Raw genomic sequence first — 23,513 nt, 5'->3', positions numbered from 1 at the left:
TTCGTCTAAAATAACAAGGGACATGTAAACCATGTCCCCGGTTTAAAATGTAAAGGATGTCCCGTTTGTACAGGGGTATGAAACTTGAACTGATGCATCGGTTGCCTGAAAACCCCACCCAGCCTCCCCTTAAAAAGGGGAGGGGTTCGATAGCCAAAGGGAAAGTCACTCCAATCAGTTCTCCCCCTTTTTAAGGGGGAGCTAGAGGGGGTATTAAACTTGAACTGATGTATCGGTTGCCAGAAAACCCCACCCAGCCTCCCCTTAAAAAGGGGAGGGGTTCGATAGCCAAGGGGAATGTCACTCCAATTAGTTCTCCCCCTTTTTAAGGGGGAGCTAGAGGGGGTATGAAACTTGAATTGATGTATCGGTTGCCTGAAAATCCCACCCGTCTCCCCTTCAAAAAGGGAGACGAAACACATCGGGGAGATCAGTCTTAAAGGCGTATTTTGAAAGGATGGCCGAACGCTTGGTCCAGCACTTAATGATCGTCTGCGGATGGGGTCTTGCCCTCATCCAGCATTTTTTCCAGTGACTCATCGTGAACGTGGCGGAAGTCTTTTCCTTTCACCAGATAGAAGACAAATTCACAGATGTTCTGACACCGATCGCCGATACGTTCAATCGCTCGGGCACAGAACATTGCTGTCATCACGCTGGGAATAGTGCGGGGATCTTCCATCATATAAGTCATCAGTTGGCGTACAATCCCTTCATATTCCCGATCCACTTTATCATCTTCCCGGTAGACCCGGATCCCTTCTTCGATATCGAGGCGGGCTAATACGTCTAAGACATCATGCAACATCTGAATTGCATGTTGGCCGAGTGATTCCAAGTTCACCAGCAGCGATTGGTGCTGATTGGCGAATTTTTCCAGTGCCGTCCGACAGATTTTATCGGCTTCATCACCAATGCGTTCCAATTCTGAAACGGTACGAATAATAGATATAATTAAACGTAAGTCGCTGGCTGTTGGCTGACGTTTGGCAATGATACGAGTACAGGCTTCATCAATGGCGACTTCCATCTGATTGACTTTCACGTCGTTATCGATGACTTGTTGCGCCAGTACATCGTCCCCTTTATTCATTGCTTTGACGGCATCAATGAGCTGCTGTTCAACCAGCCCACCCATCGTGAGTACCTGATTGCGCAGAGACTCGAGTTCGGCATTATATTGGGCAGATATATGCTTGTTAATATTCAAGTTATCCATGATTGAAGTTCCTCGTCTTAGCCATACCGGCCCGTAATGTAATCTTCAGTCCGTTTTTGAGTCGGGGTTGTAAACAGCGTGTTGGTATCATCGAACTCAATGAGTTCTCCAAGGTACATAAATGCAGTGTAGTCGGAACAACGGGCCGCTTGTTGCATATTATGCGTGACGATGACCACCGTATACTCTGATTTTAGCTCACTGATCAGCTCTTCGATGCGTCCGGTTGAAATCGGATCGAGCGCCGAGCAGGGTTCGTCAAGAAGCAGAACTTCAGGACGAATGGCGATGCCACGAGCAATACATAATCGTTGCTGTTGTCCCCCGGACAGACTGTTGCCGCTATGATTGAGTTTATCTTTGGTTTCACTCCATAGGGCTGCTTTTTCCAGTGCCCACTGAACGCGCTCATCCATTTCCGGACGAGAGAGCTTTTCAAACAATCGGACGCCAAATGCAATATTGTCGTAAATGGACATTGGGAACGGAGTCGGCTTCTGGAAGACCATGCCGACTTGGGCACGAAGCAGCGCGACATCTTGTTTGTCGGCCAGCACATTATTGCCGTCCAGTAAGATTTCACCTTCGGCACGTTGCTCTGGATAGAGTGCGTACATTTTGTTGAAGGTGCGTAATAAAGTTGATTTGCCACATCCTGACGGGCCGATAAATGCGGTGACCTTATGACTGGCGATATCCAGTGAAATATTTTTCAACGCATGGAATTTGCCATAATAGAAATTCAGATCGCGCACTTGAATTTTGGTGTTGAGGCTTTGGTTTTCAGTACTCATTCAAACGTCTCTCTTTATATCCTTTAAAACCGAGGATTCGGTTAATTAGTGCTTCTCTTTGGAAAAAACAATGCGCGCCAAAATGTTGAGCATTAATACAAATAGTGTAATCAATAGGACACCGGCCCACGCTAATTGTTGCCACGTTGAGAATGGACTCATGGCAAAATTAAAGATGATAACGGGTAAACTCGCTATCGGGTTGGATAGATCGGTGCTGTAAAACTGATTGGATAACGCGGTGAACAGCAAAGGAGCTGTTTCCCCTGCAATACGAGCAATGGCCAACAGAACCCCGGTTAAAATTCCGGAAACCGATGATTTTAAGGTAATCGCCCAAATGATTTTCCACTTCGGGGTTCCCAGAGCATAAGCAGCTTCCCGCAGATTCCCCGGAACCAGTTTCAGCATGTTCTCGGTGGTTCGAATCACAATTGGGATCTGTAATAACGCCAGTGATATTACGCCGGCCCACCCTGAAAAATGTCCGGTGTTCATCACCACTATCGAGTAGATAAACAGTCCGATGACAATCGAGGGGGCTGACAGCAGAATATCATTGATAAAACGAATCACTTCTGCCAACCAGGAACGCTGGCCATATTCTGCCAGATAAACGCCTGCCAGAATCCCCAGAGGCGTCCCAATGATCGTGGACCAGAAGACCAGCAGGCCACTTCCGACAATCGCATTGGCTAAACCGCCACCTTCAGAGTTAGGGGGCGGTGTGGATTCGGTAAATAGTTGCAGACTCATGCCATCAATCCCTTTAACAAGGGTTGAGTATAAGATCCAAGCTAACCAAAATAGTCCAAAGACCATTGTGGCCATTGACATAAATAGTGCCACCCGGTTGATTTGCCGGCGTTTAGCCTGCATTCGTTTGCGGGAACGGGCTAGATTTTGTTTTTGTTCTGCGGTGAGTCGGGCCATTATTTACGCCCCTCATTTCGAGATAATCTTAAAATCATCAGTTTCGATAAAGCCAGGACAATGAAGGTAATCACAAACAGGATTAATCCTAATTCCATCAGTGCGGAAGTGTGTAATCCCGGTGCGGCTTCGGCAAATTCATTCGCCAGTGCCGAGGTAATACTGTTGCCAGGTTGATAGAGTGAGAAGCTGTTCATATGGTAGGTATTACCAATGATGAACGTCACCGCCATGGTTTCTCCGAGTGCGCGTCCCAATCCCAGCATGATCCCACCAATGACCCCGTTTTTAGTAAAGGGCAATACGATATGCCAGATGACTTCCCAAGTCGTACAGCCGAGACCATAAGCAGACTCTTTCATCATCGGCGGGGTTCTTTCAAACACATCCCGCATTACGGACGAAATATATGGAATCACCATAATGGCCAGAATTACCCCGGCGGGGAGGATCCCGATCCCAAATGCAGGTCCGGAAAACAGATTACCGATAATCGGAACCCCAGAGAGTAGATCGCCCAGAGGGGTTTGAAAATAGTCGGCAAATATCGGTGCAAAAATAAAGAGTCCCCACATCCCGAATACAATACTGGGAATCGCTGCCAGTAATTCAATCGCAATCCCAAGCGGGCGTTTGAGCCAATTGGGAGAGAGTTCGGTTAGGAACAGTGCAATCCCGAAGCTAACGGGTACAGCAATAATTAAAGCGATAAGAGAGGTCACGACGGTCCCGTAAATCGGTACCAGTGCCCCGAATTTTTCAGCGGGTGGGTTCCATTCATTGGTCCATAAAAAAGACAAGCCAAACTTTTGGATGGTTGGCCAAGATGCGAACATTAACGACACGATGATGCCGCCCAGAAGTAGGAGCGTAATAATCGCTGCTAACCGCACCAAAGCAGCAAAAGCATAGTCGCTATACTTGGATGGGGCTTTGATTACTGGCTTGATATCTGCCATAGACTCTCTTATCCCTTAAATAAACAAATCCCTCCCCGAGACGGAGAGGGAATAGGCATGTCTTACATCAATTAATAGATTGCGCTGCCGTTGCCATCTTTGAATTCTGTTTTCCATTCTTGATGAATGATAGAAATAACGGATTCAGGCAGTGGTGCATAATCCAGTTCAGAGGCTTCTTGTGGGTGAGCAAAACCCCAGTCGAAGAATTTCAGAACGTCTTTACCCTGTTTGGAGTCCGCTTGAACTTTATGCATCAGGATAAATGTACCTGAAGTAATTGGCCAGGCTGTTGCTCCGGGTTTGTCAGTTAAATCTTGAGCAAAAGTCCGGTTCCAATCAGCCCCTGCAGCGGCCGCACTGAAGTTGTCACCAGAAGGCATGACGATTTTACCATCGTGGTTGACCATTTTGGTAAATGTTAAATGGTTTTGTTTCGCATAGGCATATTCGACGTAACCGATGGAACCAGAGATACGCTGAACGAATGCAGCGACACCATCATTCCCTTTACCGCCTAGACCAGTCGGCCAGCTAACTGTTGCGCCCTGACCCACTTTTGATTTCCACTCGGAGCTCATTTTAGACAGATAACCGGTGAAAACATAAGAAGTACCTGAACCATCAGCACGACGAACAACCGCAATCTTACGACTTGGTAATTTAACATTTGGGTTTAGTTTTTTAATGGCCGCGTCGTTCCATTTAGTGATTTTGCCTAAATAGATATTTGCCAGTGTCGAGCCGTCTAGAACTAATTCGCCGGGTTTAATTCCAGGAACGTTGATTGCCAATACAATCCCGCCTACGACAGTCGGGAACTGAACTAAGCCTTCTTTGGCTAAACGGTCATCTGTCAATGGTTTGTCAGATGCACCGAAATCAACGGTTTTTGCAATGATTTGTTTGATACCGCCAGATGAACCAATGCTTTGGTAGTTCAGCTGTGCATCAGTTTTTTTGTGATATGAGTCTGCCCATTTAGAGTAGATAGGGCCAGCAAAGCTTGAACCTGCACCAGTCATGGTGGGTGCGGCGAACGCTGAAAGGGTTGTCAAAGACAGCGTTGCAGCCATAATTCCTGCGACGGTAGTACGCATCAGTTTCATGATCCCTCCTAATGGGATTAAACAGAATCGACATCATTGTCTGATTCGTATCGTTGAAATAAGCGTCTTGCAAGGTAGAAGATTACAGTGACAAGAATATTTCGCTTTCATGACATTTTTATGACAGCCTTCATAAATCTGTAAAAAATAGTTCAAAAAAAAGCCATTTCTATAATTATCAAAGGATTATATGGCCTCATTTTTTGAGTCTTGAGACCCAAATAAGCGTGAAACCTCGGATATTTCTTTTTTATGATTATCGTAGAAATTCCAAGCAATCATAGAGTTATTGACTAAGCTATTTATATGAGGCTTGGGTTATTTCGCGGTTAAGTGGTCATTGTGATGTCGTCCCGGGTTGTACCGACCACCCATCTCACATCATCGTCAGATCTCTCAGAGATTTGGCGGTTTATTTTAGCCAATCATATTGGCTTGTTAGTCATTTGTGTCCTGGTGGGAGTTTTTATGTCAGAAAATCGCTATTCACATGTATCCAGTAACCAGTTAATCCGTGGGACCACCGCGATGATTCTCGCTGGTGGGAAAGGCACACGTCTACGAGAATTAACCAATCGGGTTGCTAAGCCTGCTATTTCTTTTGGAGGAAAGTATCGAATTATTGATTTTACCTTATCGAATTGTGTTAACTCTGGAATCCGTCGTATCGGTGTTCTGACTCAGTATATGGCGCATGATTTGATTATGCATCTGCAGTCAGGGTGGCAGTTCTTTAATTCAGCGCTGGATGAACAGGTCAGCATTATTCCTGCGCAGCAACGCACAGGTGAAGAATGGTATCGAGGTACAGCGGACGCTATCTATCAGAATTTGGATATCATCGATAGAGGGCGTTTTGAACGGGTTCTCATTTTAGGGGGAGATCATGTTTATAAAATGGATTATTCCCGAATGGTTAACTTTCATGCGGAAAATGATGCAGAAGTCACGGTCGCTTGTATTCGGACGCCCATTGAAAAAGCAAGTTCGTTTGGGGTGATGGGAATTGATAAACAAGGGCGAGTGATGAGCTTTGATGAAAAACCAGCTCATCCTAAATGTGACCCCAATAGCCCGGGGCAGGCACTTGTGTCTATGGGGATTTATATTTTCAATACAGATGTGTTAGATATTGAACTGCGTCAGGCGTTGCTGCATCCCGGCTATGCCCATGATTTTGGCCATAATATTATTCCTTATCTTTTAGAAAAACGGCGTGTGTTTGGTTATGTTTTCGGGAGTAAAGGTCATCCGGGGAATAACGGATATTGGCGCGATGTTGGTGATCTGGATGCGTATTATGAAGCGAGTATGGACCTGCTGGCTCCGGAACCGGAACTGAATTTATATGATAAACACTGGCCGATTATTACCGATCAGAAGCAGCGGCCGGGAGCGAAGTTTGTTTTCGATGAAGATGATCGACGGGGATATGCTATTGATTCGATGCTTTCGGCCGGCGTGATTGTTTCCGGAGCGAAGGTAAATCATTCTTTACTGTCTTTTGATGTGCGGATTGAAGAGCGCAGCGAAGTGTATGATTCGGTTTTATTACCGGGTTCTAGCGTTGGGAAACACTGTCAGGTTCATAAGGCGATTATTGCTGAGAACTGCCATATTCCGGATGGAATGTCGATCGGGGTCGACCCTAAATTGGATCAGCAGCGATTTACGGTTTCTGATCATGGGATTGTGCTAGTGACGAGTGAAATGTTGTGAGGCTCTTGTTCGGAAAGGATCATCGAGGGGCTCGTTAAGCCCTGTTTTTGAAAGCCATTGGATATGGTGTGCTCATCAAGTAAACTAGAGGCCTATTTTTTCTTCAGGACAGGTTTGCATGAACAAACAGAAGGACACCATTGATTTTGGTTTTACTCAGGTTGATAAATCCGAAAAAGCGCGCCTCGTTGCTAACGTCTTCCATTCCGTCGCTAAAAAATATGATTTGATGAATGATCTGATGTCCTGCGGGATCCATCGTTTGTGGAAACGGTTTACGATTGATTGCAGCGGTATCCGCCCTGGACAGAAAGTTTTGGATTTAGCCGGTGGAACCGGGGATCTGGCCGCTAAATTTTCCCGGTTGACTGGCCCGACCGGAGAGGTTGTCCTTGCCGATATTAATGACTCCATGTTGAAAGTGGGTCGGGCTAAACTACGAGACACCGGCATTACCGATAATGTTCAATTCGTACAAGCGAACGCAGAAGCACTCCCTTTTCCCGATAATCATTTTGATCTAATTACTATCAGTTTCGGTTTACGTAACGTTACGGATAAAGACAAGGCGTTACGTTCGATGTTTCGGGTACTCAAACCCGGAGGTCGATTGCTGGTTTTGGAATTTTCAAAACCAAAATATCAGCTCTTAAGCCGCGTCTATGATCAGTACTCATTCCGGGTTTTACCGCTGATGGGAAAAATGGTGGCTAATGACTCTGAAAGTTATCGCTATTTGGCTGAATCCATTCGGATGCACCCTGATCAGGAAACTTTGAAAGGGATGATGAATGATGCTGGTTTTGAAGGGGTTGAATATTTTAATTTGACCGCGGGTATTGTGGCATTGCACCGAGGCTATAAATTTTAGGGGGCCAAATGCCTTTTTCCTCTTTGATCTCCGCAGGAATAGAATTAGTCAGTAATCACTATCTTCAACTGGATAAGGCGAGTGTCAAGCGTCAGCAGCCCTTAGTTGGAAAAGTGATTGCTGTTGAAATTAAGCCGTTGCCGACGGTTTACTTTAGTGTGGCCGATGCTCAATTAGATGTACTGACACAGTATGAAGGGCATGTGGATAGCCAATTATCGTTGGGGATAGCTAGCCTTTTTAAGTTACAGGATCCCAATCGGTTTCCGGAATTGATTAAATCTCAGGAAATGGAACTTACAGGCGATATTCGGCTCATTCAGCAATTTGCCGAATTATTTCAGTCAGTACGTCCTGAACCTGAAGAAAAACTTGCGCAAGTAATTGGTGACGCTCCGGCAAATTTATTATTTCGAACCATCCATGCAATGACTTCTAGTATAAGTAAACACTTACAATCATTCTCACAACGTGCGGGAGAGGTGATGGTGGAAGAGTGGCGGATGAATGTGGGAACGAGCGAATTCCGGGTCTGGTCAGACCATGTAAACCAGCTTGAACAATCGTTATCAGATTTAGAACTACGGATAAATAGGCTGCTGAACCCATGGGATTAAGAGAACTGTTCCGATTTTGGGTGATTATCCGAACCCTGTGTAAATATGGGGTTGATGATGCGATTCCCCGTCGTTTTTGGCCCTGGCCGATGCGGCTGTGGCGGCATAGTTTATTTTTCTGGCCGAACCGGCATAAGAATTTGCCGTTGGGAGAAAGACTGCGTTTAGCTTTGGAATCGTTGGGGCCGGTATTTATCAAATTAGGACAGATGCTTTCAACGCGTCGGGATTTGTTGCCTGCGGATATTGCTGATGCTTTGGCATTGCTCCAGGATCAGGTCACCCCGTTTGCCGGGGAAGAAGCCAAAAAGCGGATTGAAAAATCGCTCCGGAAACCGTTGGATGCCATTTTTAGTGAGTTTGATATTGAGCCACTGGCTTCGGCATCGATCGCGCAGGTGCATTGTGCTCGCCTTAAAAGCAATGACCGGGAAGTCGTAGTGAAGGTGATCCGCCCGGGCATTGCACATGTGATCGATTCGGACATCCGGTTGATGCGGCGGTTTGCTAAGTTATTGATGTGGATCCCCGATGCACGTCGACTTCGTCCGGTTGAGGTGATCGAGGAGTATCGCCGAACTTTGCTCGGTGAGTTGGATTTGATTCGTGAAGCGGCCAATGCGATTCAGTTACGGCGTAATTTTGAAGGTTCGAAATTACTTTACATTCCCGAAGTCTATAGTGAGCTTTGCCATACCAATGTGCTGGTGATGGAGCGTATTTATGGCATTCCTGTTTCTGATGTCGCGCAGTTAAAAGCGCAGGGAACAGATATGAAGCTACTAGCTGAGCGAGGCGTCGAGGTCTTTTTCACACAGGTGTTTCGGGATAGTTTTTTCCATGCCGATATGCACCCGGGGAATGTTTTTGTCTCTCGGGAACATCCGGAAAGCCCGAAATATATTGGAATTGACTGTGGCATTGTCGGAACGTTGAATCGGGAAGATCAACGCTATCTGGCTGAGAATTTTCTGGCCTTTTTTAATCGGGACTACCGAATGGTGGCCCAGTTGCATGTGAATTCCGGATGGGTCCCCGCCGATACCAAGGTCGAGGAGTTTGAAGCGGCTATTCGTACGGTGTGTGAGCCGATTTTTGAGAAACCACTGGCGGAGATCTCCTTCGGTCATGTACTCTTGAATTTATTCAATACCGCACGGCGTTATCATATGCAGGTGCAACCCCAGTTGGTACTGCTGCAAAAAACGTTGTTGTATATTGAAGGATTGGGGCGGCAGTTGTATCCTCAATTGGACTTGTGGGCGACCGCGAAGCCTTTTCTGGAGCGGTGGATGCGTCATCAAGTCGGGCCAAATGCATTGTTGGATGCCATTAAGGTGAAAGCACCTTATTGGGCGGAAAAGCTTCCGGAAATTCCGGAACTCATTTTTGAGAATTTGCAGCTATTCCGACGGCACCAACAAAATTTTGGAGAACTTTCAAAACGTTATATCGCAACACAACGGGCTCGTCAGGCTAGCCTATTTTATGGTATATGTTCTGGTGCTTGTTTGATCAGTGCTGCGGTGATTTATCCTAATTCGCTTCGTATAGCTGGATTTGTCGTAGGTGTGGCTTTGATTCTGGCATTTTGTGGATGGCGTCGGTTACGTTAATTTATAACCTGTCTAGGTTTTGATTGGAGATTCATTATGGGTGGAATTAGTATTTGGCAGTTATTGATTATTGCGGTTATTGTCGTCATGCTCTTCGGAACTAAAAAACTTCGGGGGATGGGGGGTGATTTAGGCCATGCTGTGAAAGGTTTCAAAGACGCAATGAGTGATGAGAAAGAGAAAAGCGAAGAAGCGTCTGCTCAGGCTAAAATTCAATCCTCTCAAAAGAGTGAAGAGTCGAATTCTGAGAAGCAATCCAGCGATTCAAATGTATCTCGTTGATATAAGTTGCTGATATGTTTGATATCGGTTTTTGGGAAATTGTTTTATGCGCGGTGATCGGGTTAGTTGTTTTAGGACCTGAACGTTTGCCCAAAGCGATTCGTACCGTGATGCGATGGATCTACACGATTCGGGGTATTGCCAATCAAGTCAAGGATGATTTGGAAAGGGAAATTCAGATCAAAGAGTTGCGTCGGGAAGTCGATCAGGCTCGTGCCAGTGGACGTACGATTCGGGAACAAATAGGAGGCTCTCTGCATACGGATGACTCGCCTTCAACACGATCAACGGATGGCGCAAGTAAACGCCCATCTTCTGTAGAGCCTAAGTCGGATTCGGAAAAGTCAGATGAGTGAGCAGGATTCGGAACAGAACCAGAGTGGATCACTGGTTAGTCATCTTTTGGAGCTTCGTCGTCGGATTCTTTTTAGTGTGCTGTCGATCCTTATTGTCTTTGCGGCGCTGGTTTATTTTTCAGATTATATTTATGCCTTGGTGGCTCAGCCGTTGTTATCTGTTTTACCACCGAATGCTTCAATGATTGCCACCGATGTAGCATCTCCGTTTTTTACGCCGATCAAGTTAACGATCGTGTGTTCGGTTTTTGTTGCCATGCCTTATGTACTGAGTCAGATTTGGGGGTTTATTGCCCCAGGTTTGTATCAGAATGAAAAGCGCTTGATTTTGCCACTCGTGATTTCAAGTGGGTTACTCTTTTATGCCGGGATTGCATTTGCCTATTTTGTCGTATTCCCGATCGCTTTTCATTTTTTTACCGCCGTGGCTCCCAAAGGGGTGACGATTGCCACTGATATTTCGAGTTATCTGGATTTTGTCTTGAAGCTATTTTTTGCGTTTGGGGCCGCGTTTGAAATTCCGATTGCAACGGTTTTACTATGTTGGGCTGGGGTGACGGATCGGCATTCTTTGGCGAAAAAGCGTCCTTATGTCATTGTGATTGTCTTCATCATTGGGATGTTGCTGACGCCTCCGGATATTTTTTCTCAAACATTATTAGCCATTCCAATGTGGTTGTTATTTGAAATAGGATTGTTTTTCGCCCGCTTTTATACACGCTCTACGGAGCCTGAAGAAGTGGATGCAGAAACACACGATGTATGATTGATATTGCGTTAAATCTCTCCAGTGGGCAATTTGCAACAGATCGTGATCAGGTGATGTCGCGGGCTTATCAGGCTGGCGTCAAACAGTTTTTGTTGTTAGCCAGTGATGCAAGTGAAGCTCGCGTTGTTGCTCAGTTAGCTGAGAAATATCAAGGTTGTGTTGCAACGGCGGGCTGTCATCCGCATCAGGCGGGTGAGTGGCAAGATCAAGATTTAGCGATGGTGGCCGAGCTCTCTCAACTATCACAGGTGGTCGCTATTGGTGAATGTGGTTTGGATTATAATCGCAATTATTCCCCGGTCGCGATTCAAAAGCGGGTCTTTGAGCGCCAGCTTGAACTGGCGGCTGAATTAGGATTGCCTGTATTACTGCATGAACGGGATGCTCATGAAGACTTTATGTTGATCCTTAGTCGATGGCTACCTCGCTTAAAATCTGCGGTATTACACTGTTTTACCGGTGATAAACAGGCGTTAATTCGCTACCTTGAGGCTGGGCTTTATATTGGGTTGACCGGGTGGATTTGTGATGAACGACGGGGGCAGATGCAGCGCTCCTTGGTGGCCGATATTCCGACTGATCGTTTATTTTTAGAAACAGATGCCCCGTATTTATTACCGCGAGATTTACCGAATAAACCGGGTAATCGACGCAATGAGCCTTGTTATTTACCTCACATTTACCAGACGGTGGCTGATTTAAAAGGCCTTCCTATGGCACAGTTAGAACAGCAAATTAGTCAGAATTTCCAGCGGGTTTTTTTCGCTTAGCCTGCTTTATTCAATAATGGGAGTTTTCCGTGAACGAATTTAGCCAATTTCCGTTACGTCGGATGCGACGTAATCGAGCTCATGATTTTTCACGACGGTTAGTTGCCGAAAATCAATTAAGTGTGAATGATCTGATCTATCCGATGTTCGTGCTTGAAGGTACTGGGCGGGTTGAAGAAGTCGCCTCTATGCCTGGTATATTTCGTTATAGTATCGATGAGCTTGTGAAAGAAGTGAAAGATCTTGAAGCGCTTGGGATCCCTTTGATCGATCTGTTTCCTTACATAGAAGCCGATAAAAAGTCATTGTTGGCTGAGGAAGCTTATAATCCAGATGGTTTGATCCAACGGGCCATTCGGGCCATTAAAGCCGAGTGTTCAAACATTGGGGTCATGACGGATGTAGCACTGGATCCGTATACAACACATGGTCAGGATGGCGTCATTGATGAGAATGGTTATGTCATTAATGATATATCTAAAGATATTTTAGTTCGTCAGGCGCTTTCGCATCTTGAAGCTGGGGCCGATGTTATTTCACCTAGTGATATGATGGATGGTCGTGTGCTTGCAATGCGGGAAGCATTTGAAGAAGCTGGATTTGTGAATGCCCAAATTATGGCTTATTCAGCGAAGTATGCCTCATGTTTTTATGGGCCATTCCGGGATGCGATTGGATCTAGTGGCAACATAAAAGGGGGTAATAAATTTACCTATCAGATGGATCCGGCTAATTCACAAGAAGCACTTCACGAAATTGCTTTAGATATTCAAGAAGGCGCTGACTCGGTGATGGTTAAGCCTGGGTTACCCTATCTTGATGTATTACGTCAGGTAAAAGATACTTTTCAGGTTCCAACATTTGCTTATCAAGTGAGCGGTGAATATTCGATGCAGATGGCAGCCATTCAAAATGGTTGGTTGGATGAACGGGCGGTGGTTATGGAATCATTGCTTTGTTTTAAACGGGCCGGAGCCGATGGCATCCTAACCTATTTCGCGAAACGGGTTGCACAGTGGCTGGCTGAATAAATTTTGATGTATATCGTGAAAAAGTCGGTTTGAAAACCGACTTTTTTTTCATCTATGGTAGGGTAGTTATATGGATGTGTGTCTGGTTTGACAGCACCACTAATAACTTAAATATCAATAAGGAGAAGTGGCATGCGTAGTCTTCGTAATTTTGCTATGTCAGCGATGATGCTTTCGTTTTTGGCTGGATGTTCGATAACCAGTGAGGAGCCCCATCGACCGGTAAGTACTCAAATTGATAAGCCAATCTATTTACGGGGCGTCTTTACTTGGTGGGATGCTGAGCCACAGTATCAGATGAAGCAAGTTCCTGGAAAACCAGGTGTCTGGATGACGCAAGCGCAGTTGGTGGCGGATGGCCATCCCTATGAATGGAAAGTAGGGGATAAGGATTGGCAGTGTGGTACGGATTTCGGGTATCTTTCAGACAGTTCTCCGGTGCAGTTGAATCAGCCACGGGTTGCCGATAATTGTGCTGAATTTAATAGCTTTTCGTTTACGCCTGATCAGGATGGGATCTATCAGTTTTATTTGGATGTGAGTGGTCAAAATCCACAGGTTTATATCCGACGGGCTTCGAGTGCTAAATAGAATATCGGTTTCATGGTTTCACGTGAAACACGTATAAATTGAAGGTTTAAGAAAACATATGGCATGGTTATCGCAGTTTGGAGAAAAATTTACCAGTCATTCTGGTATTGCACAGTTAATGGATGATCTAGAGTTAGGGATGCAGCGACCTGACTCAATTATGTTGGGCGGCGGAAACCCAGGATTGATCCCGGAAGTTATTGAGTATTTTCAATCTCATCTTGAAACATTGGTCAATTCAGGAAAACTCAATGAGTCACTATGCCATTATGATGGCCCTGGAGGTCAGACTCAATTTCTGTCTCAGATAGCAGATTTATTGAGTGAGCAATATGGCTGGTCATTGACTAAAGAAAATGTCGCATTGACCAATGGATCTCAGTCGGCCTTTTTCTATTTGTTTAATCTATATGCTGGCGTTGGGGCTGACGGTGATATTAGAAAAGTGCTATTCCCACTTTCCCCAGAATATATTGGATATGCCGATTGTGGGTTATCCCCTCAGCAATTTGTTGGAACCCGTCCTTTAATTGACATTGATGCTCAGCAGCGTGAGTTTAAATATCATATTGATTTCAATGCACTAAAAATCACGGATGATATAGGATTGATCTGTGTTTCCCGTCCAACCAATCCCACTGGGAATGTGATTACCGATGAGGAGTTGAGACAGTTAGATGAATTAGCCAGACAGCACCAGATCCCTTTATTAATTGATAATGCGTATGGGATGCCTTTTCCCAATATGGTGTTTAATGATGCAACGCCCTATTGGAGCGATAATACGATTTTATGTCTGAGCTTATCGAAATTAGGGTTGCCTGGGGCTCGCTGTGGGATCGTGGTTGCGGCTCCTGAAATTATTAAAGCATTAAATAATTTATCCGGCATTATTAATCTAGCTCCGGGAAGTATTGGGCCTGTTATTGCGGGAGAAATGGTAGCGTCCCGCGATATTTTGCGATTGAGTGAGACGGTGATTCGGCCTTTTTATCAACGTAAAAGTTTGGCAACGATTGAGCTACTTAAAACTAAAATCCCCGATCCGCGTTTTAAGATTCATCGAGCCGAAGGGGCGATGTTTTTATGGTTGTGGTTTGATGGTCTCCCTATCAGTGATTTAGAACTTTATGAATTACTAAAAAAAGAGGGCGTTTTCATTATCCCTGGAGAGTACTTTTTCCCTGGGATTGATACGGCTAGCTGGCCGCATACTCGGCAGTGTATTCGTTTAAATTATGCGGGTGATGCCGATATCGTTCGGCGCGGCATCGATAAAATGGCTGAAATTATTAATCCACTTTATAAAAATCTTTAATCCAAAAAAGCCCGATATCAATCGGGCCTTTGCTTATTTCTATACGATTAGATGCTTATCTTTTATGACGCAGCAGCAATTCGCTGTGGTTCATCTGCATGAATACTTGCAAATGGTTTCCCCGAATTAATGGTAATTTTTTTCGGTTTGAGCGCTTCGGGTATTTCCCGAACTAGATCAATATGAAGTAAGCCATTTTCCAAGTTTGCCGATGTGACTTTGACATGATCGGCTAGCTGATATTTGCGTTCAAATCCCCGTTCTGCGATACCTTGATATAGGAATTTTCGACTATCTTTGGTTTCATCTCCAGCTTGTTCTTTACGACCTGTAACGATAAGTGCATTTTCATGGCTGGTGATTTCCAATTCATCTTCTGCAAATCCAGCGACTGCCAGGGTAATGCGATACTGGTTTTCATCAACCAGTTCAATGTTATATGGAGGATAACCATTGCCATTCTGAGCGGATGCGGTAGCGGCTGCTTCGACTAGATTAGCTAAACGATCAAAACCAATAGCGCTACGATAAAGTGGAGTGAAATCAAATTGAGTACGCATAATATTAATCCTCTTGTGAGCAATTAATGAATGTTGCTGACCGGTTACGGCTCAGCGCTTTTTTATTGGTAACCCTTTTCGGCGTTACATCTTTAATATGGGAATAAGATTTTCAGTTTCAAGAGTCATTTTTAAATTTTTTAAAGATGGGGGATGATAGAAGATGAAATGCATGACGGCATCAGGATAAACCGCGATGTGATTGGAAGGGTGAAATAAAGAAAATAGGGAAAAAACAGTGGCATAAAAATGCAGAATAATGTGAGAAGTGTGTATATTAAAAGTCACAAAAAAGGGCCTGAACAGGCCCTTTTAAACGATTGAATCGAACACTAAATGTCGAGGTTGGCGACATTCAATGCGTTTGTTTCAATAAACTCACGACGGGGCTCGACTTGATCGCCCATCAGCGTCGTAAACAATCGATCACATGCAATCGCATCTTCAATGGTAACTTTGAGCATGCGCCGTGAATCAGGATCCATTGTGGTTTCCCAGAGTTGTTCCGGGTTCATTTCTCCCAAACCTTTATAACGCTGAACGTAGATACCCCGTTTGGATTCATTCATCAACCAAGCCAGTGCTTCTTCAAAACTTGAAACTGGCTGTTGTTTGCTTCCACGAGCCACGTATGCAGAATCTTCAAGCAAGTTGGCGATAACATTGCCTAACTCTACAATTTTTTCATATTCATGACTTTCAAAAAACTCGTGCTCAAACTGATATTCAGTATCTACACCGTGCATTCGATGTGAAACTTTGGGTTGATAAAGATTGAGCTCAGGATGTTTTTCAACGGTAGCTTGGTAGAAGTTTCCTTTAGGCAATCGCGCATTAATTTGCTCCAGAAGGTTATCCATCCAGCTCTGAACTTTTTCTGCATCAGCCAATTCTGAATAAGCCAGTTTGGGCTGATAGATCATCTGGTTCAACACTTCGCGAGGATAGCGGCGAGAGAGACGATCCAGTAGTTTCTGGATACTCCGATATTGACGGACCATCGATTCGAGCGATGCTCCCGCAATGGCTGGGGCCCCTTCAGCAACATGCAAGCTGGAGTCATCCAAGGCTAATGATGTTAGGTATTCAGTTAACGCATTATCATCTTTGATATAGGTTTCCTGTTTGCCTTTTTTCATTTTATACAGTGGTGGCTGTGCAATATAAACATAACCACGCTCGATGATCTCCGGCATCTGACGATAGAAGAAGGTCAGAAGTAGGGTCCGAATATGTGATCCATCGACATCCGCATCGGTCATAATGATGACGTTGTGATACCGGGTTTTATCTGGATTATATTCGTCACGGCCAATGCCACAGCCTAGTGCTGTGATCAGGGTTGCGACTTCCTGCGAGGAGAGCATTTTATCAAAACGTGCTTTTTCAACGTTTAGAATTTTACCCTTCAGAGGTAGAATCGCTTGATTTTTCCGGTTGCGGGCCTGTTTAGCACTACCACCCGCAGAGTCCCCTTCCACAATGTAAAGTTCGGAGAGCCCCGGATCTTTTTCCTGACAGTCTGCTAATTTCCCGGGGAGGCCGGCTAAATCCAAAGCACCTTTACGACGTGTCATATCTCGGGCGCGACGAGCGGCTTCACGTGCACGTGCTGCATCGACAATTTTTTGGGTGATAATCTTGGCGTCATTGGGTTGTTCTAGCAAGAATTCACTGAATTTTTCCCCCATGGCCTGTTCAACAGCAGTTTTAACTTCTGAAGAGACTAATTTATCTTTGGTCTGGCTAGAAAATTTAGGATCGGGCACTTTAACGGAAATGACAGCGGTTAACCCTTCACGGGCATCTTCACCGGCTGCACTCGTGGCTTTGCCTTTCTTCCCGAGTTCCTTATCCATGTAGCTATTCAACGTCCGAGTTAATGCTGAACGGAATCCTGCTAAATGGGTACCCCCATCGCGTTGCGGAATGTTGTTGGTAAAGCAGTAGATGCTTTCTTGGAATCCATCGTTCCATTGCATCGCAATTTCGACGGTGATGCCATCTTCACGTTCAGTGGTAAAGTGAAAAGGTTTATCATGGACCGGGGTTTTATTATGATTCAGGAATTCAACAAACGCACAGATACCGCCTTCGTACATGAAATGATCTTCACGGTTATCGCGTTCATCGCGCAGAATGATCGAAACACCAGAGTTTAAGAAAGATAGTTCGCGTAAGCGGCGGGCTAAGATATCATAGCGGAATTCGGTGTCACTAAAAGTTTCTGAGCTAGGCCAGAATCGAATAGCAGTTCCTGTTTGATCGGTATCGCCAATAGGTTTCAGATCAGCAACCGGTTCACCCATTTTGTAGTATTGTTCATAGACATGCCCCTGGCGACGAACGACAAGCTTGAGTTTTTCAGACAGTGCGTTGACCACTGAAATCCCAACACCGTGTAGACCCCCGGATACTTTATAGGAATTATCATCGAATTTCCCACCGGCATGAAGAACCGTCATGATGACCTGAGCGGCAGAAACGCCTTCTTCTTCATGCAAGTCTACAGGAATGCCTCGTCCGTCATCGGTGACAGAAACGGAACCATCTCCATGGATTGTAACCACAATATCTTTACAGTAGCCTGCTAAAGCTTCGTCAATAGAGTTATCGACTACTTCAAAGACCATATGATGTAAGCCTGTCCCGTCATCAGTGTCACCGATATACATTCCGGGACGCTTTCTCACGGCATCAAGGCCTTTTAACACCTTGATACTAGACGAACCATAATTATTTTCAGCCATGTTTCGCTCTCGTTTACTGTTGAGTGACAACCCCTTGTTTCACGTGAAACAAGTGGCCATCGGTTAAATTGAAACCTTCCAGCATTTGCTGTTCAATCGCCGTAATAAATACCTGAGCCTGATTCGACTGCAGGTAATTGGCTAATAACGCACGCTTGTTCGGATCAAGCTCTGCTGCGAAATCATCAATTAAATAGATAGTTGGTTTGTGTAGAACACGAAAAGCATACTGCCCCTGCGCCAATAATAGTGCGCAGACCAACAACTTAAGTTGACCCCGAGAAACACATTCCGCCGCGTTTCCCTGTTCGGTCTTAATTCGGATATCTGCTTTATGAGGGCCGGCTAGGGTATATCCTAATTGACACTCGCGAGGATACTGGCTTTCTAAAAACTGAGCCAAGGATTCCTCTTCATTCCATCCGCAATATAAATCAAATCGAAATTGGTATTCCGGTAAAAAATCTGCAGTTATTTCTGTTATCGTCGGGACTATCTTAGCGAAGTACTCTTCGCGCATCGTTTTAATCTGCTCGGCGATCGTAACAAGTTCTCGATCCCAGATATGAACTTCCCGAAAACTTGCCCGACGTTTTAAGAGTGCGTTGCGTTGTTTCAACAAGCGTTTATAACGATGCATTATGTTTTGAAAGAGTGGTTCCACGTGAAACACTCCCCAGTCCAAATAAGCCCGCCGATACTTTGGACTGCCATTAATCACGCCATAACCTTCGGGGTGAATGAGTTGTACCGGAAGCAATTTAGACAGTGCTGCCTGAGTTCGAACTGTTTCACCATCGATTCTTAGCAATGTCGTTCCATCGATTTGCTTTTTCAGCCCGATTCGATGTTCGTCAGATTGTGCAAATAAAATCAATTCGGCACATTGATGATTAACGATTCGTCTTATTTTACTACTTCGAAATGAACGGCCAAATCCAAGCAAATAGATCGCTTCTAAAAGGCTCGTCTTCCCACTACCATTATCACCCACAATGGCATTCAATTGTGGATGACAGTCGATCTTAGCCGAACTAATATTACGAAACTGCGTGGTCTGTAGGACTTGAATCGTCATTTATTCTCACGTCAATCCGTGCTATAGCCGCATTGGCATAATAACATACAGTGCCTGACCCGATTGCTCACTATCTTCAATAATGGCTCCAGTAATGCTATCTGAAAGAGTCATTCGAATTTGCTCAGATTTAAGGGCATTCAAGACATCCAAAATATAGGAAACGTTGAATCCTACTTCTAAATCAGTGCCCTGATAAGTCACGTCGAGAATTTCTTCAGCTTCTTCCTGTTCGGGGTTATTGGCTGTGATGGTCAAGGTTTCATTGGCCAGCTGCAAACGGACCCCTCGGAATTTTTCATTGGATAAAATGGCGGCCCGAGAAAAAGCTTGTCGTAATTCTTCTCGCCCGGAAATTAAAATTTTATCACCAATACTTGGGATCACTCGACGATAGTCAGGGAATCGTCCATCGACCAGCTTACAAGTAAATGTAAATCCTTCGACCATTGCGCGAATATTATTATCGCCAATTTGCAATTGAACTTGGGCATCCTCTTGATCCAGTAATCGGGTCAATTCCAACACCCCCTTACGGGGCACAATCACTTGAATGTTTTCCAGATCCAGCCCGGTTTGCACGGATGCGACGGCTAATCGGTGACCATCAGTGGCGACTGTTCGTAAGAGTTGGCCTTCAGATTCGAATAACATGCCGTTCAAATAATACCGAACATCTTGGCTTGCCATAGAAAACTGTGTATTTTCAATAAGTTGCTTTATTTTTGATTGGGTGATCACTAAGTCTAACTGCGGTTCCCAACTATCGACATTGGGATAATCATCGGCGGGCAGGGTGGCTAATGAAAAACGGCTTCGCCCTGAGCGGATCTGCATACGATCCCCCTGAGTTTTGCATTCAATGCTACATCCATCCGGAAGACCTCGACAGATATCGACAAATTTTTTGGCGGGAACGGTGACCGCGCCGCTTTCTAACGCTTGTTCCACCTGAATATTAGCTCGTAATTCGACTTCCATATCGGTGCCGGTCAACGATACGTCCCGTTCGGAAACAACCATCAGAATATTGCCTAGGATGGGAACGGTAGGCCGTCCACCAATGGCACTGCTGACCAACTGTAATGGTTTGAGCAAAGCTTCCCGACTAATTTGAAAATGCATGTTGGATCCCTAAGATGACAAAGTTCGAATAAGGTTTTGATAATCTTCTTTGATATCGTGGCTTTCTTCCCGAAGCTGATTAATTTTACGGCAAGCATGCAGGACAGTCGTATGATCTCGTCCCCCAAATGCATCCCCAATTTCAGGCAAACTATGGTTAGTGAGCTCCTTTGCCAGCGCCATCGCTAACTGACGCGGCCGAGCTACCGAGCGAGAGCGCCGTTTTGAGAGCAAGTCAGCTACTTTAATTTTGTAATATTCAGCCACCGTTTTTTGGATGTTATCGATTGTGACTAATTTTTCCTGCAACGCTAAAAGATCGCGCAGAGCTTCGCGCACGAAATCAATGGTAATTGCGCGGCCCGTGAAATTTGCGTTAGCGATCACTCGGTTCAATGCCCCTTCTAATTCACGGACATTCGAGCGTAATCGTTTCGCAATAAAAAAAGCGACTTCATCGGGCAGTCGAATGTTATTTTCTTGAGCTTTCGTCATGAGGATTGCGACCCGGGTTTCGAGTTCCGGTGGCTCAATCGCGACGGTTAATCCCCAACCGAAACGGCTTTTTAGCCGGTCTTCAACCCCATCAATCTCTTTAGGATAGCGATCGCTGGTTAAGATGATTTGTTGATTGCCTTCAAGAAGTGCATTAAAGGTATGGAAAAACTCTTCTTGAGATCGCTCTTTATTGGCAAAAAATTGAATATCATCAATCAATAAGGCATCAACGCTCCGATAATAACGCTTAAAGTCTTCAATGGCGTTATTTTGTAAGGCCTTTACCATGTCCTGCACAAATCGCTCCGAATGCATATAGACGACGCGTGAATTTTGTTTGCGTTCCAGAATACCGTTGCCGACAGCATGCAGTAAGTGGGTTTTCCCTAAGCCGGTTCCGCCATATAAAAACAGCGGGTTATAAGCGCCACCTGGATTGCTGGCTACCTGAGAAGCTGCCGCTCGGGCTAATTGGTTCGATTTACCTTCAACGAAATTATCAAACTTATGTTTAGGATTGATGTTATTTCGATATGATATTTCACGTTCGCCTCGATGGTGCGTATCACGATCCCAACTCCGTTCTTGCAGTGGTTGTGGCTGAACGGCTGGACGAACCGGTGCTTCAACTTGGGGTTGTCGGGGATTCTCCGGTTCGGGATCGGCGATGACCGTCGGACGGGCCGGTTTACTGCCCACTTCAAAACGTAGGCTGGGTTTATCGGCACCACAAAATTCATCGAGTAGCGCATTGATGCGAATGACGTATTTATCTTTGACCCAATCGAGTACAAAACGGTTTGGTGCATATAATGTCAGCAACTTTTCATCCTGCGCGACTTGCAAGGGCCGGATCCACATACTGAATTCAGTAGCCGGCAGTTCATCCTGCAGTCGACTGACAATCTGTTGCCACAACGATACACTCACACGTAACTCCAATAGATCTCGAAATGACCGATTATTTTATACCGGGAAGCGTTGAAACTCTAGGCGTTCCGCCCAATTCCTCGACTTTAATATGAAAAAATTGTTGCTTATAAAATCAGCCGTTGCATGCAGGAGCAAAGTGGGAGTGGATATTCTGAAAAAGGAGCTAAATACACGCCATGATGCGTGCATTTAGCTTGGTTTAACGGTTATTTTTGATTTGCAAAATAGCTTTTAGTTAAGGTGAAAACCACTGGACTTAATAAGGCTAATGCAATTAAATTGGGGATAGCCATCATGGCATTGAGCGTGTCAGCTACCAGCCATACAAAATCCAAGTTGAGCGTCGCACCCAATGGAAGTGCCAGGATCCATAAAATACGATAAGGTGTAATGGCTTTGACGCCTAATAGAAATTCTACACAGCGTTCGCCATAGTAAGACCAGCCGATAATGGTTGTAAAAGCAAAAATAGCGAGTGCGATAGCTACTACGGCTTGGCCGATCAATGGCATGGAGTGATTAAACGCGGCTCCAGTTAATGAAGCACCCGTTTCGCCACTGGTCCATACACCAGAACTCACAATCACTAAGCCGGTGATTGAACAAACCAAAATTGTATCAATAAAAGTTCCCAGCATGGCTACCAGCCCTTGTCGCACTGGATCATTGGTCTGTGCAGAAGCATGAGCCATAGGGGCTGAACCTAATCCGGCTTCGTTAGAAAATATCCCGCGTGCGACCCCAAACCGGATCGCTGCCCAGACGATAGAACCCGCAAAGCCGCCGGTGGCTGCTGTCGGTGTAAATGCATGGGTGAAAATCAGATGAAAAGCATTGGGAAGTTGATCGGCATTGAGTGCTAAGGCATATAAACCGATCAGAATATAGGCTATGGCCATAATCGGTACCAATGCGCCAGCGACGCTACCGATTCGCTTGATCCCACCGATTAGGACTGCTCCGACTAAGACCATCAGCACAATGCCGGTTGCGATAGTGGGCACATGGAATGTGGTATGAAGGACATCGGCGACGGAGTTAGACTGGACGGTATTTCCGATCCCGAACCCGGCACAGGCGCCAAAAACAGCAAATAAAAAACCAAGCCAAACCCAGTTTTTCCCGAGTCCATTTTTAATGTAATACATCGGCCCACCGACGTGTTGCCCTCGGTCATCGGTTTCCCGGAATCGTACGGCTAACACCGCTTCGGCATACTTTGTCGCCATTCCAATTAATGCGGTGAGCCACATCCAGAAAAGTGCTCCGGGTCCACCTGAGAAAATAGCCGTAGCAACGCCGGCAATGTTCCCGGTCCCGACGGTGGCTGAAAGGGCCGTCATGAGTGCTTGAAAAGGTGGAATTTCACCTTTGTGGGCCTGATCGGCGGAACGGCCGGACCAGAGCAGGCTAAAACCGTGAGGAATTTTTAATACGGGCATTAACTTAAGGCCGAGCGATAAAAATAAGCCGACCCCAAGAATGAGTACAAGCATTAATGGTCCCCACACTACACCATTAATGCTTTTTATAATGGATTCTATTTCGTCCATATTTCATGACTCCTGAATAAAATTATAATTAGACTGAATTTGTCGCGCACAAATGAATAACT

Annotated in this window: 22 protein-coding genes; 11 read left to right on the top strand and 11 right to left on the bottom strand. The window is 45.2% G+C overall.

The window, feature by feature from the left end; genetic code table 11:
* Positions 1-481: 481 nt before the first annotated feature.
* The 5 genes from phoU to pstS all read right to left on the bottom strand — a co-directional run bounded on the left by phoU (position 482) and on the right by pstS (position 5,014).
* Positions 482-1,219 carry a phosphate signaling complex protein PhoU gene (phoU, locus tag ABUE20_RS05305; protein ID WP_408618808.1) on the bottom strand — a complete coding sequence of 246 codons (738 nt, stop codon included), beginning with the start codon at positions 1,217-1,219 and terminating at the stop codon, positions 482-484.
* A 17-nt stretch (positions 1,220-1,236) separates the two neighbouring features.
* Positions 1,237-2,013 (bottom strand): phosphate ABC transporter ATP-binding protein PstB, encoded by a 777-nt coding sequence (gene pstB / locus ABUE20_RS05300; RefSeq protein ID WP_408618807.1) that lies wholly within the window; start codon positions 2,011-2,013, stop codon positions 1,237-1,239.
* Between the two features lie 45 nt (positions 2,014-2,058).
* The gene (pstA, locus tag ABUE20_RS05295) at positions 2,059-2,946 is read right to left on the bottom strand and encodes a phosphate ABC transporter permease PstA (RefSeq protein WP_408618806.1); all 888 of its coding nucleotides are present in this window, start codon (positions 2,944-2,946) and stop codon (positions 2,059-2,061) included.
* Complete coding sequence (gene pstC, locus ABUE20_RS05290; protein WP_408618805.1) at positions 2,946-3,905, bottom strand: phosphate ABC transporter permease PstC; 960 nt, start codon at positions 3,903-3,905, stop codon at positions 2,946-2,948. Before pstC ends, pstA begins: the two co-directional genes overlap by 1 nt.
* A 71-nt stretch (positions 3,906-3,976) precedes the next feature.
* On the bottom strand, positions 3,977-5,014 hold the full coding sequence (gene pstS / locus ABUE20_RS05285; RefSeq protein WP_408618804.1) for a phosphate ABC transporter substrate-binding protein PstS: 1,038 nt from the start codon (positions 5,012-5,014) through the stop codon (positions 3,977-3,979).
* 468 nt (positions 5,015-5,482) lie between these two features.
* Between pstS and glgC the strand changes: the two genes are divergently transcribed.
* From glgC to ABUE20_RS05230, 11 genes are all read left to right on the top strand, one after another.
* Positions 5,483-6,733: a glucose-1-phosphate adenylyltransferase gene (glgC, locus tag ABUE20_RS05280; RefSeq protein ID WP_408618803.1), complete on the top strand. Its 1,251-nt coding sequence runs from the start codon at positions 5,483-5,485 to the stop codon at positions 6,731-6,733.
* A gap of 118 nt (positions 6,734-6,851) precedes the next feature.
* Positions 6,852-7,604 (top strand): bifunctional demethylmenaquinone methyltransferase/2-methoxy-6-polyprenyl-1,4-benzoquinol methylase UbiE, encoded by a 753-nt coding sequence (gene ubiE, locus ABUE20_RS05275; RefSeq protein ID WP_408618802.1) that lies wholly within the window; start codon positions 6,852-6,854, stop codon positions 7,602-7,604.
* Between the two features lie 8 nt (positions 7,605-7,612).
* Positions 7,613-8,221, top strand: coding sequence for a ubiquinone biosynthesis accessory factor UbiJ (locus ABUE20_RS05270; RefSeq protein ID WP_408618801.1), 609 nt, complete (start codon positions 7,613-7,615; stop codon positions 8,219-8,221).
* Entirely contained in the window at positions 8,212-9,837 is a 1,626-nt protein-coding gene (gene ubiB, locus ABUE20_RS05265) for a ubiquinone biosynthesis regulatory protein kinase UbiB (protein WP_408618800.1), read from the top strand. The genes ABUE20_RS05270 and ubiB overlap by 10 nt, the downstream gene beginning before the upstream one ends.
* Positions 9,838-9,873: 36 nt before the next feature.
* A complete protein-coding gene (gene tatA, locus ABUE20_RS05260; protein WP_408618799.1) occupies positions 9,874-10,119 on the top strand; it encodes a Sec-independent protein translocase subunit TatA in 246 nt (81 codons plus the stop codon).
* A 14-nt stretch (positions 10,120-10,133) separates the two neighbouring features.
* The gene (gene tatB / locus ABUE20_RS05255) at positions 10,134-10,475 is read left to right on the top strand and encodes a Sec-independent protein translocase protein TatB (RefSeq protein WP_408618798.1); all 342 of its coding nucleotides are present in this window, start codon (positions 10,134-10,136) and stop codon (positions 10,473-10,475) included.
* A complete protein-coding gene (gene tatC / locus ABUE20_RS05250) occupies positions 10,468-11,241 on the top strand; it encodes a twin-arginine translocase subunit TatC (RefSeq protein WP_408618797.1) in 774 nt (257 codons plus the stop codon). The genes tatB and tatC overlap by 8 nt, the downstream gene beginning before the upstream one ends.
* Positions 11,238-12,014, top strand: coding sequence for a TatD family hydrolase (locus ABUE20_RS05245; RefSeq protein ID WP_408618796.1), 777 nt, complete (start codon positions 11,238-11,240; stop codon positions 12,012-12,014). Before tatC ends, ABUE20_RS05245 begins: the two co-directional genes overlap by 4 nt.
* Positions 12,015-12,076: 62 nt before the next feature.
* Complete coding sequence (hemB, locus tag ABUE20_RS05240) at positions 12,077-13,045, top strand: porphobilinogen synthase (RefSeq protein ID WP_498038922.1); 969 nt, start codon at positions 12,077-12,079, stop codon at positions 13,043-13,045.
* A 132-nt stretch (positions 13,046-13,177) separates the two neighbouring features.
* Positions 13,178-13,636 carry an early set domain-containing protein gene (locus ABUE20_RS05235; protein ID WP_408618794.1) on the top strand — a complete coding sequence of 153 codons (459 nt, stop codon included), beginning with the start codon at positions 13,178-13,180 and terminating at the stop codon, positions 13,634-13,636.
* A gap of 58 nt (positions 13,637-13,694) precedes the next feature.
* Positions 13,695-14,954 (top strand): valine--pyruvate transaminase, encoded by a 1,260-nt coding sequence (locus ABUE20_RS05230; protein WP_408618793.1) that lies wholly within the window; start codon positions 13,695-13,697, stop codon positions 14,952-14,954.
* A 62-nt stretch (positions 14,955-15,016) separates the two neighbouring features.
* Here ABUE20_RS05230 and ABUE20_RS05225 read toward each other — a convergent pair whose 3' ends face one another.
* The 6 genes from ABUE20_RS05225 to ABUE20_RS05200 all read right to left on the bottom strand — a co-directional run bounded on the left by ABUE20_RS05225 (position 15,017) and on the right by ABUE20_RS05200 (position 23,451).
* Complete coding sequence (locus ABUE20_RS05225; protein WP_408618792.1) at positions 15,017-15,514, bottom strand: Hsp20 family protein; 498 nt, start codon at positions 15,512-15,514, stop codon at positions 15,017-15,019.
* Positions 15,515-15,846: 332 nt separating this feature from the next.
* Positions 15,847-18,264, bottom strand: a complete 2,418-nt coding sequence (gene gyrB / locus ABUE20_RS05220) for a DNA topoisomerase (ATP-hydrolyzing) subunit B (RefSeq protein ID WP_408618791.1) — start codon at positions 18,262-18,264, stop codon at positions 15,847-15,849.
* Between the two features lie 13 nt (positions 18,265-18,277).
* Positions 18,278-19,342, bottom strand: a complete 1,065-nt coding sequence (recF, locus tag ABUE20_RS05215; protein ID WP_408618790.1) for a DNA replication/repair protein RecF — start codon at positions 19,340-19,342, stop codon at positions 18,278-18,280.
* 21 nt (positions 19,343-19,363) lie between these two features.
* A complete protein-coding gene (gene dnaN / locus ABUE20_RS05210; RefSeq protein ID WP_408618789.1) occupies positions 19,364-20,467 on the bottom strand; it encodes a DNA polymerase III subunit beta in 1,104 nt (367 codons plus the stop codon).
* A 9-nt stretch (positions 20,468-20,476) separates the two neighbouring features.
* A complete protein-coding gene (gene dnaA, locus ABUE20_RS05205; RefSeq protein WP_408618788.1) occupies positions 20,477-21,895 on the bottom strand; it encodes a chromosomal replication initiator protein DnaA in 1,419 nt (472 codons plus the stop codon).
* A gap of 209 nt (positions 21,896-22,104) precedes the next feature.
* Positions 22,105-23,451, bottom strand: coding sequence for an alanine/glycine:cation symporter family protein (locus ABUE20_RS05200; protein WP_408618787.1), 1,347 nt, complete (start codon positions 23,449-23,451; stop codon positions 22,105-22,107).
* Between the last annotated feature and the right edge of the window lie 62 nt (positions 23,452-23,513).

Origin of the sequence: Celerinatantimonas marina (assembly GCF_046054165.1) — a bacterium.
In the GTDB taxonomy this organism is placed as follows: Bacteria; Pseudomonadota; Gammaproteobacteria; order Enterobacterales; family Celerinatantimonadaceae; genus Celerinatantimonas.
Note: the sequence above shows the minus strand (reverse complement) of the source record. Positions and strands in the feature narration are given on the sequence as shown.

What these genes read in the sequence shown, in the direction of transcription:
- phoU (WP_408618808.1), bottom strand. Translation starts at nt 1,219, where the DNA reads ATGGATAACTTGAATATTAACAAGCATATATCTGCCCAATATAATGCC.
- pstB (WP_408618807.1), bottom strand. Translation starts at nt 2,013, where the DNA reads ATGAGTACTGAAAACCAAAGCCTCAACACCAAAATTCAAGTGCGCGAT.
- pstA (WP_408618806.1), bottom strand. Translation starts at nt 2,946, where the DNA reads ATGGCCCGACTCACCGCAGAACAAAAACAAAATCTAGCCCGTTCCCGC.
- pstC (WP_408618805.1), bottom strand. Translation starts at nt 3,905, where the DNA reads ATGGCAGATATCAAGCCAGTAATCAAAGCCCCATCCAAGTATAGCGAC.
- pstS (WP_408618804.1), bottom strand. Translation starts at nt 5,014, where the DNA reads ATGAAACTGATGCGTACTACCGTCGCAGGAATTATGGCTGCAACGCTG.
- glgC (WP_408618803.1), top strand. Translation starts at nt 5,483, where the DNA reads ATGTCAGAAAATCGCTATTCACATGTATCCAGTAACCAGTTAATCCGT.
- ubiE (WP_408618802.1), top strand. Translation starts at nt 6,852, where the DNA reads ATGAACAAACAGAAGGACACCATTGATTTTGGTTTTACTCAGGTTGAT.
- ABUE20_RS05270 (WP_408618801.1), top strand. Translation starts at nt 7,613, where the DNA reads ATGCCTTTTTCCTCTTTGATCTCCGCAGGAATAGAATTAGTCAGTAAT.
- ubiB (WP_408618800.1), top strand. Translation starts at nt 8,212, where the DNA reads ATGGGATTAAGAGAACTGTTCCGATTTTGGGTGATTATCCGAACCCTG.
- tatA (WP_408618799.1), top strand. Translation starts at nt 9,874, where the DNA reads ATGGGTGGAATTAGTATTTGGCAGTTATTGATTATTGCGGTTATTGTC.
- tatB (WP_408618798.1), top strand. Translation starts at nt 10,134, where the DNA reads ATGTTTGATATCGGTTTTTGGGAAATTGTTTTATGCGCGGTGATCGGG.
- tatC (WP_408618797.1), top strand. Translation starts at nt 10,468, where the DNA reads ATGAGTGAGCAGGATTCGGAACAGAACCAGAGTGGATCACTGGTTAGT.
- ABUE20_RS05245 (WP_408618796.1), top strand. Translation starts at nt 11,238, where the DNA reads ATGATTGATATTGCGTTAAATCTCTCCAGTGGGCAATTTGCAACAGAT.
- hemB (WP_498038922.1), top strand. Translation starts at nt 12,077, where the DNA reads ATGCGACGTAATCGAGCTCATGATTTTTCACGACGGTTAGTTGCCGAA.
- ABUE20_RS05235 (WP_408618794.1), top strand. Translation starts at nt 13,178, where the DNA reads ATGCGTAGTCTTCGTAATTTTGCTATGTCAGCGATGATGCTTTCGTTT.
- ABUE20_RS05230 (WP_408618793.1), top strand. Translation starts at nt 13,695, where the DNA reads ATGGCATGGTTATCGCAGTTTGGAGAAAAATTTACCAGTCATTCTGGT.
- ABUE20_RS05225 (WP_408618792.1), bottom strand. Translation starts at nt 15,514, where the DNA reads ATGCGTACTCAATTTGATTTCACTCCACTTTATCGTAGCGCTATTGGT.
- gyrB (WP_408618791.1), bottom strand. Translation starts at nt 18,264, where the DNA reads ATGGCTGAAAATAATTATGGTTCGTCTAGTATCAAGGTGTTAAAAGGC.
- recF (WP_408618790.1), bottom strand. Translation starts at nt 19,342, where the DNA reads ATGACGATTCAAGTCCTACAGACCACGCAGTTTCGTAATATTAGTTCG.
- dnaN (WP_408618789.1), bottom strand. Translation starts at nt 20,467, where the DNA reads ATGCATTTTCAAATTAGTCGGGAAGCTTTGCTCAAACCATTACAGTTG.
- ABUE20_RS05200 (WP_408618787.1), bottom strand. Translation starts at nt 23,451, where the DNA reads ATGGACGAAATAGAATCCATTATAAAAAGCATTAATGGTGTAGTGTGG.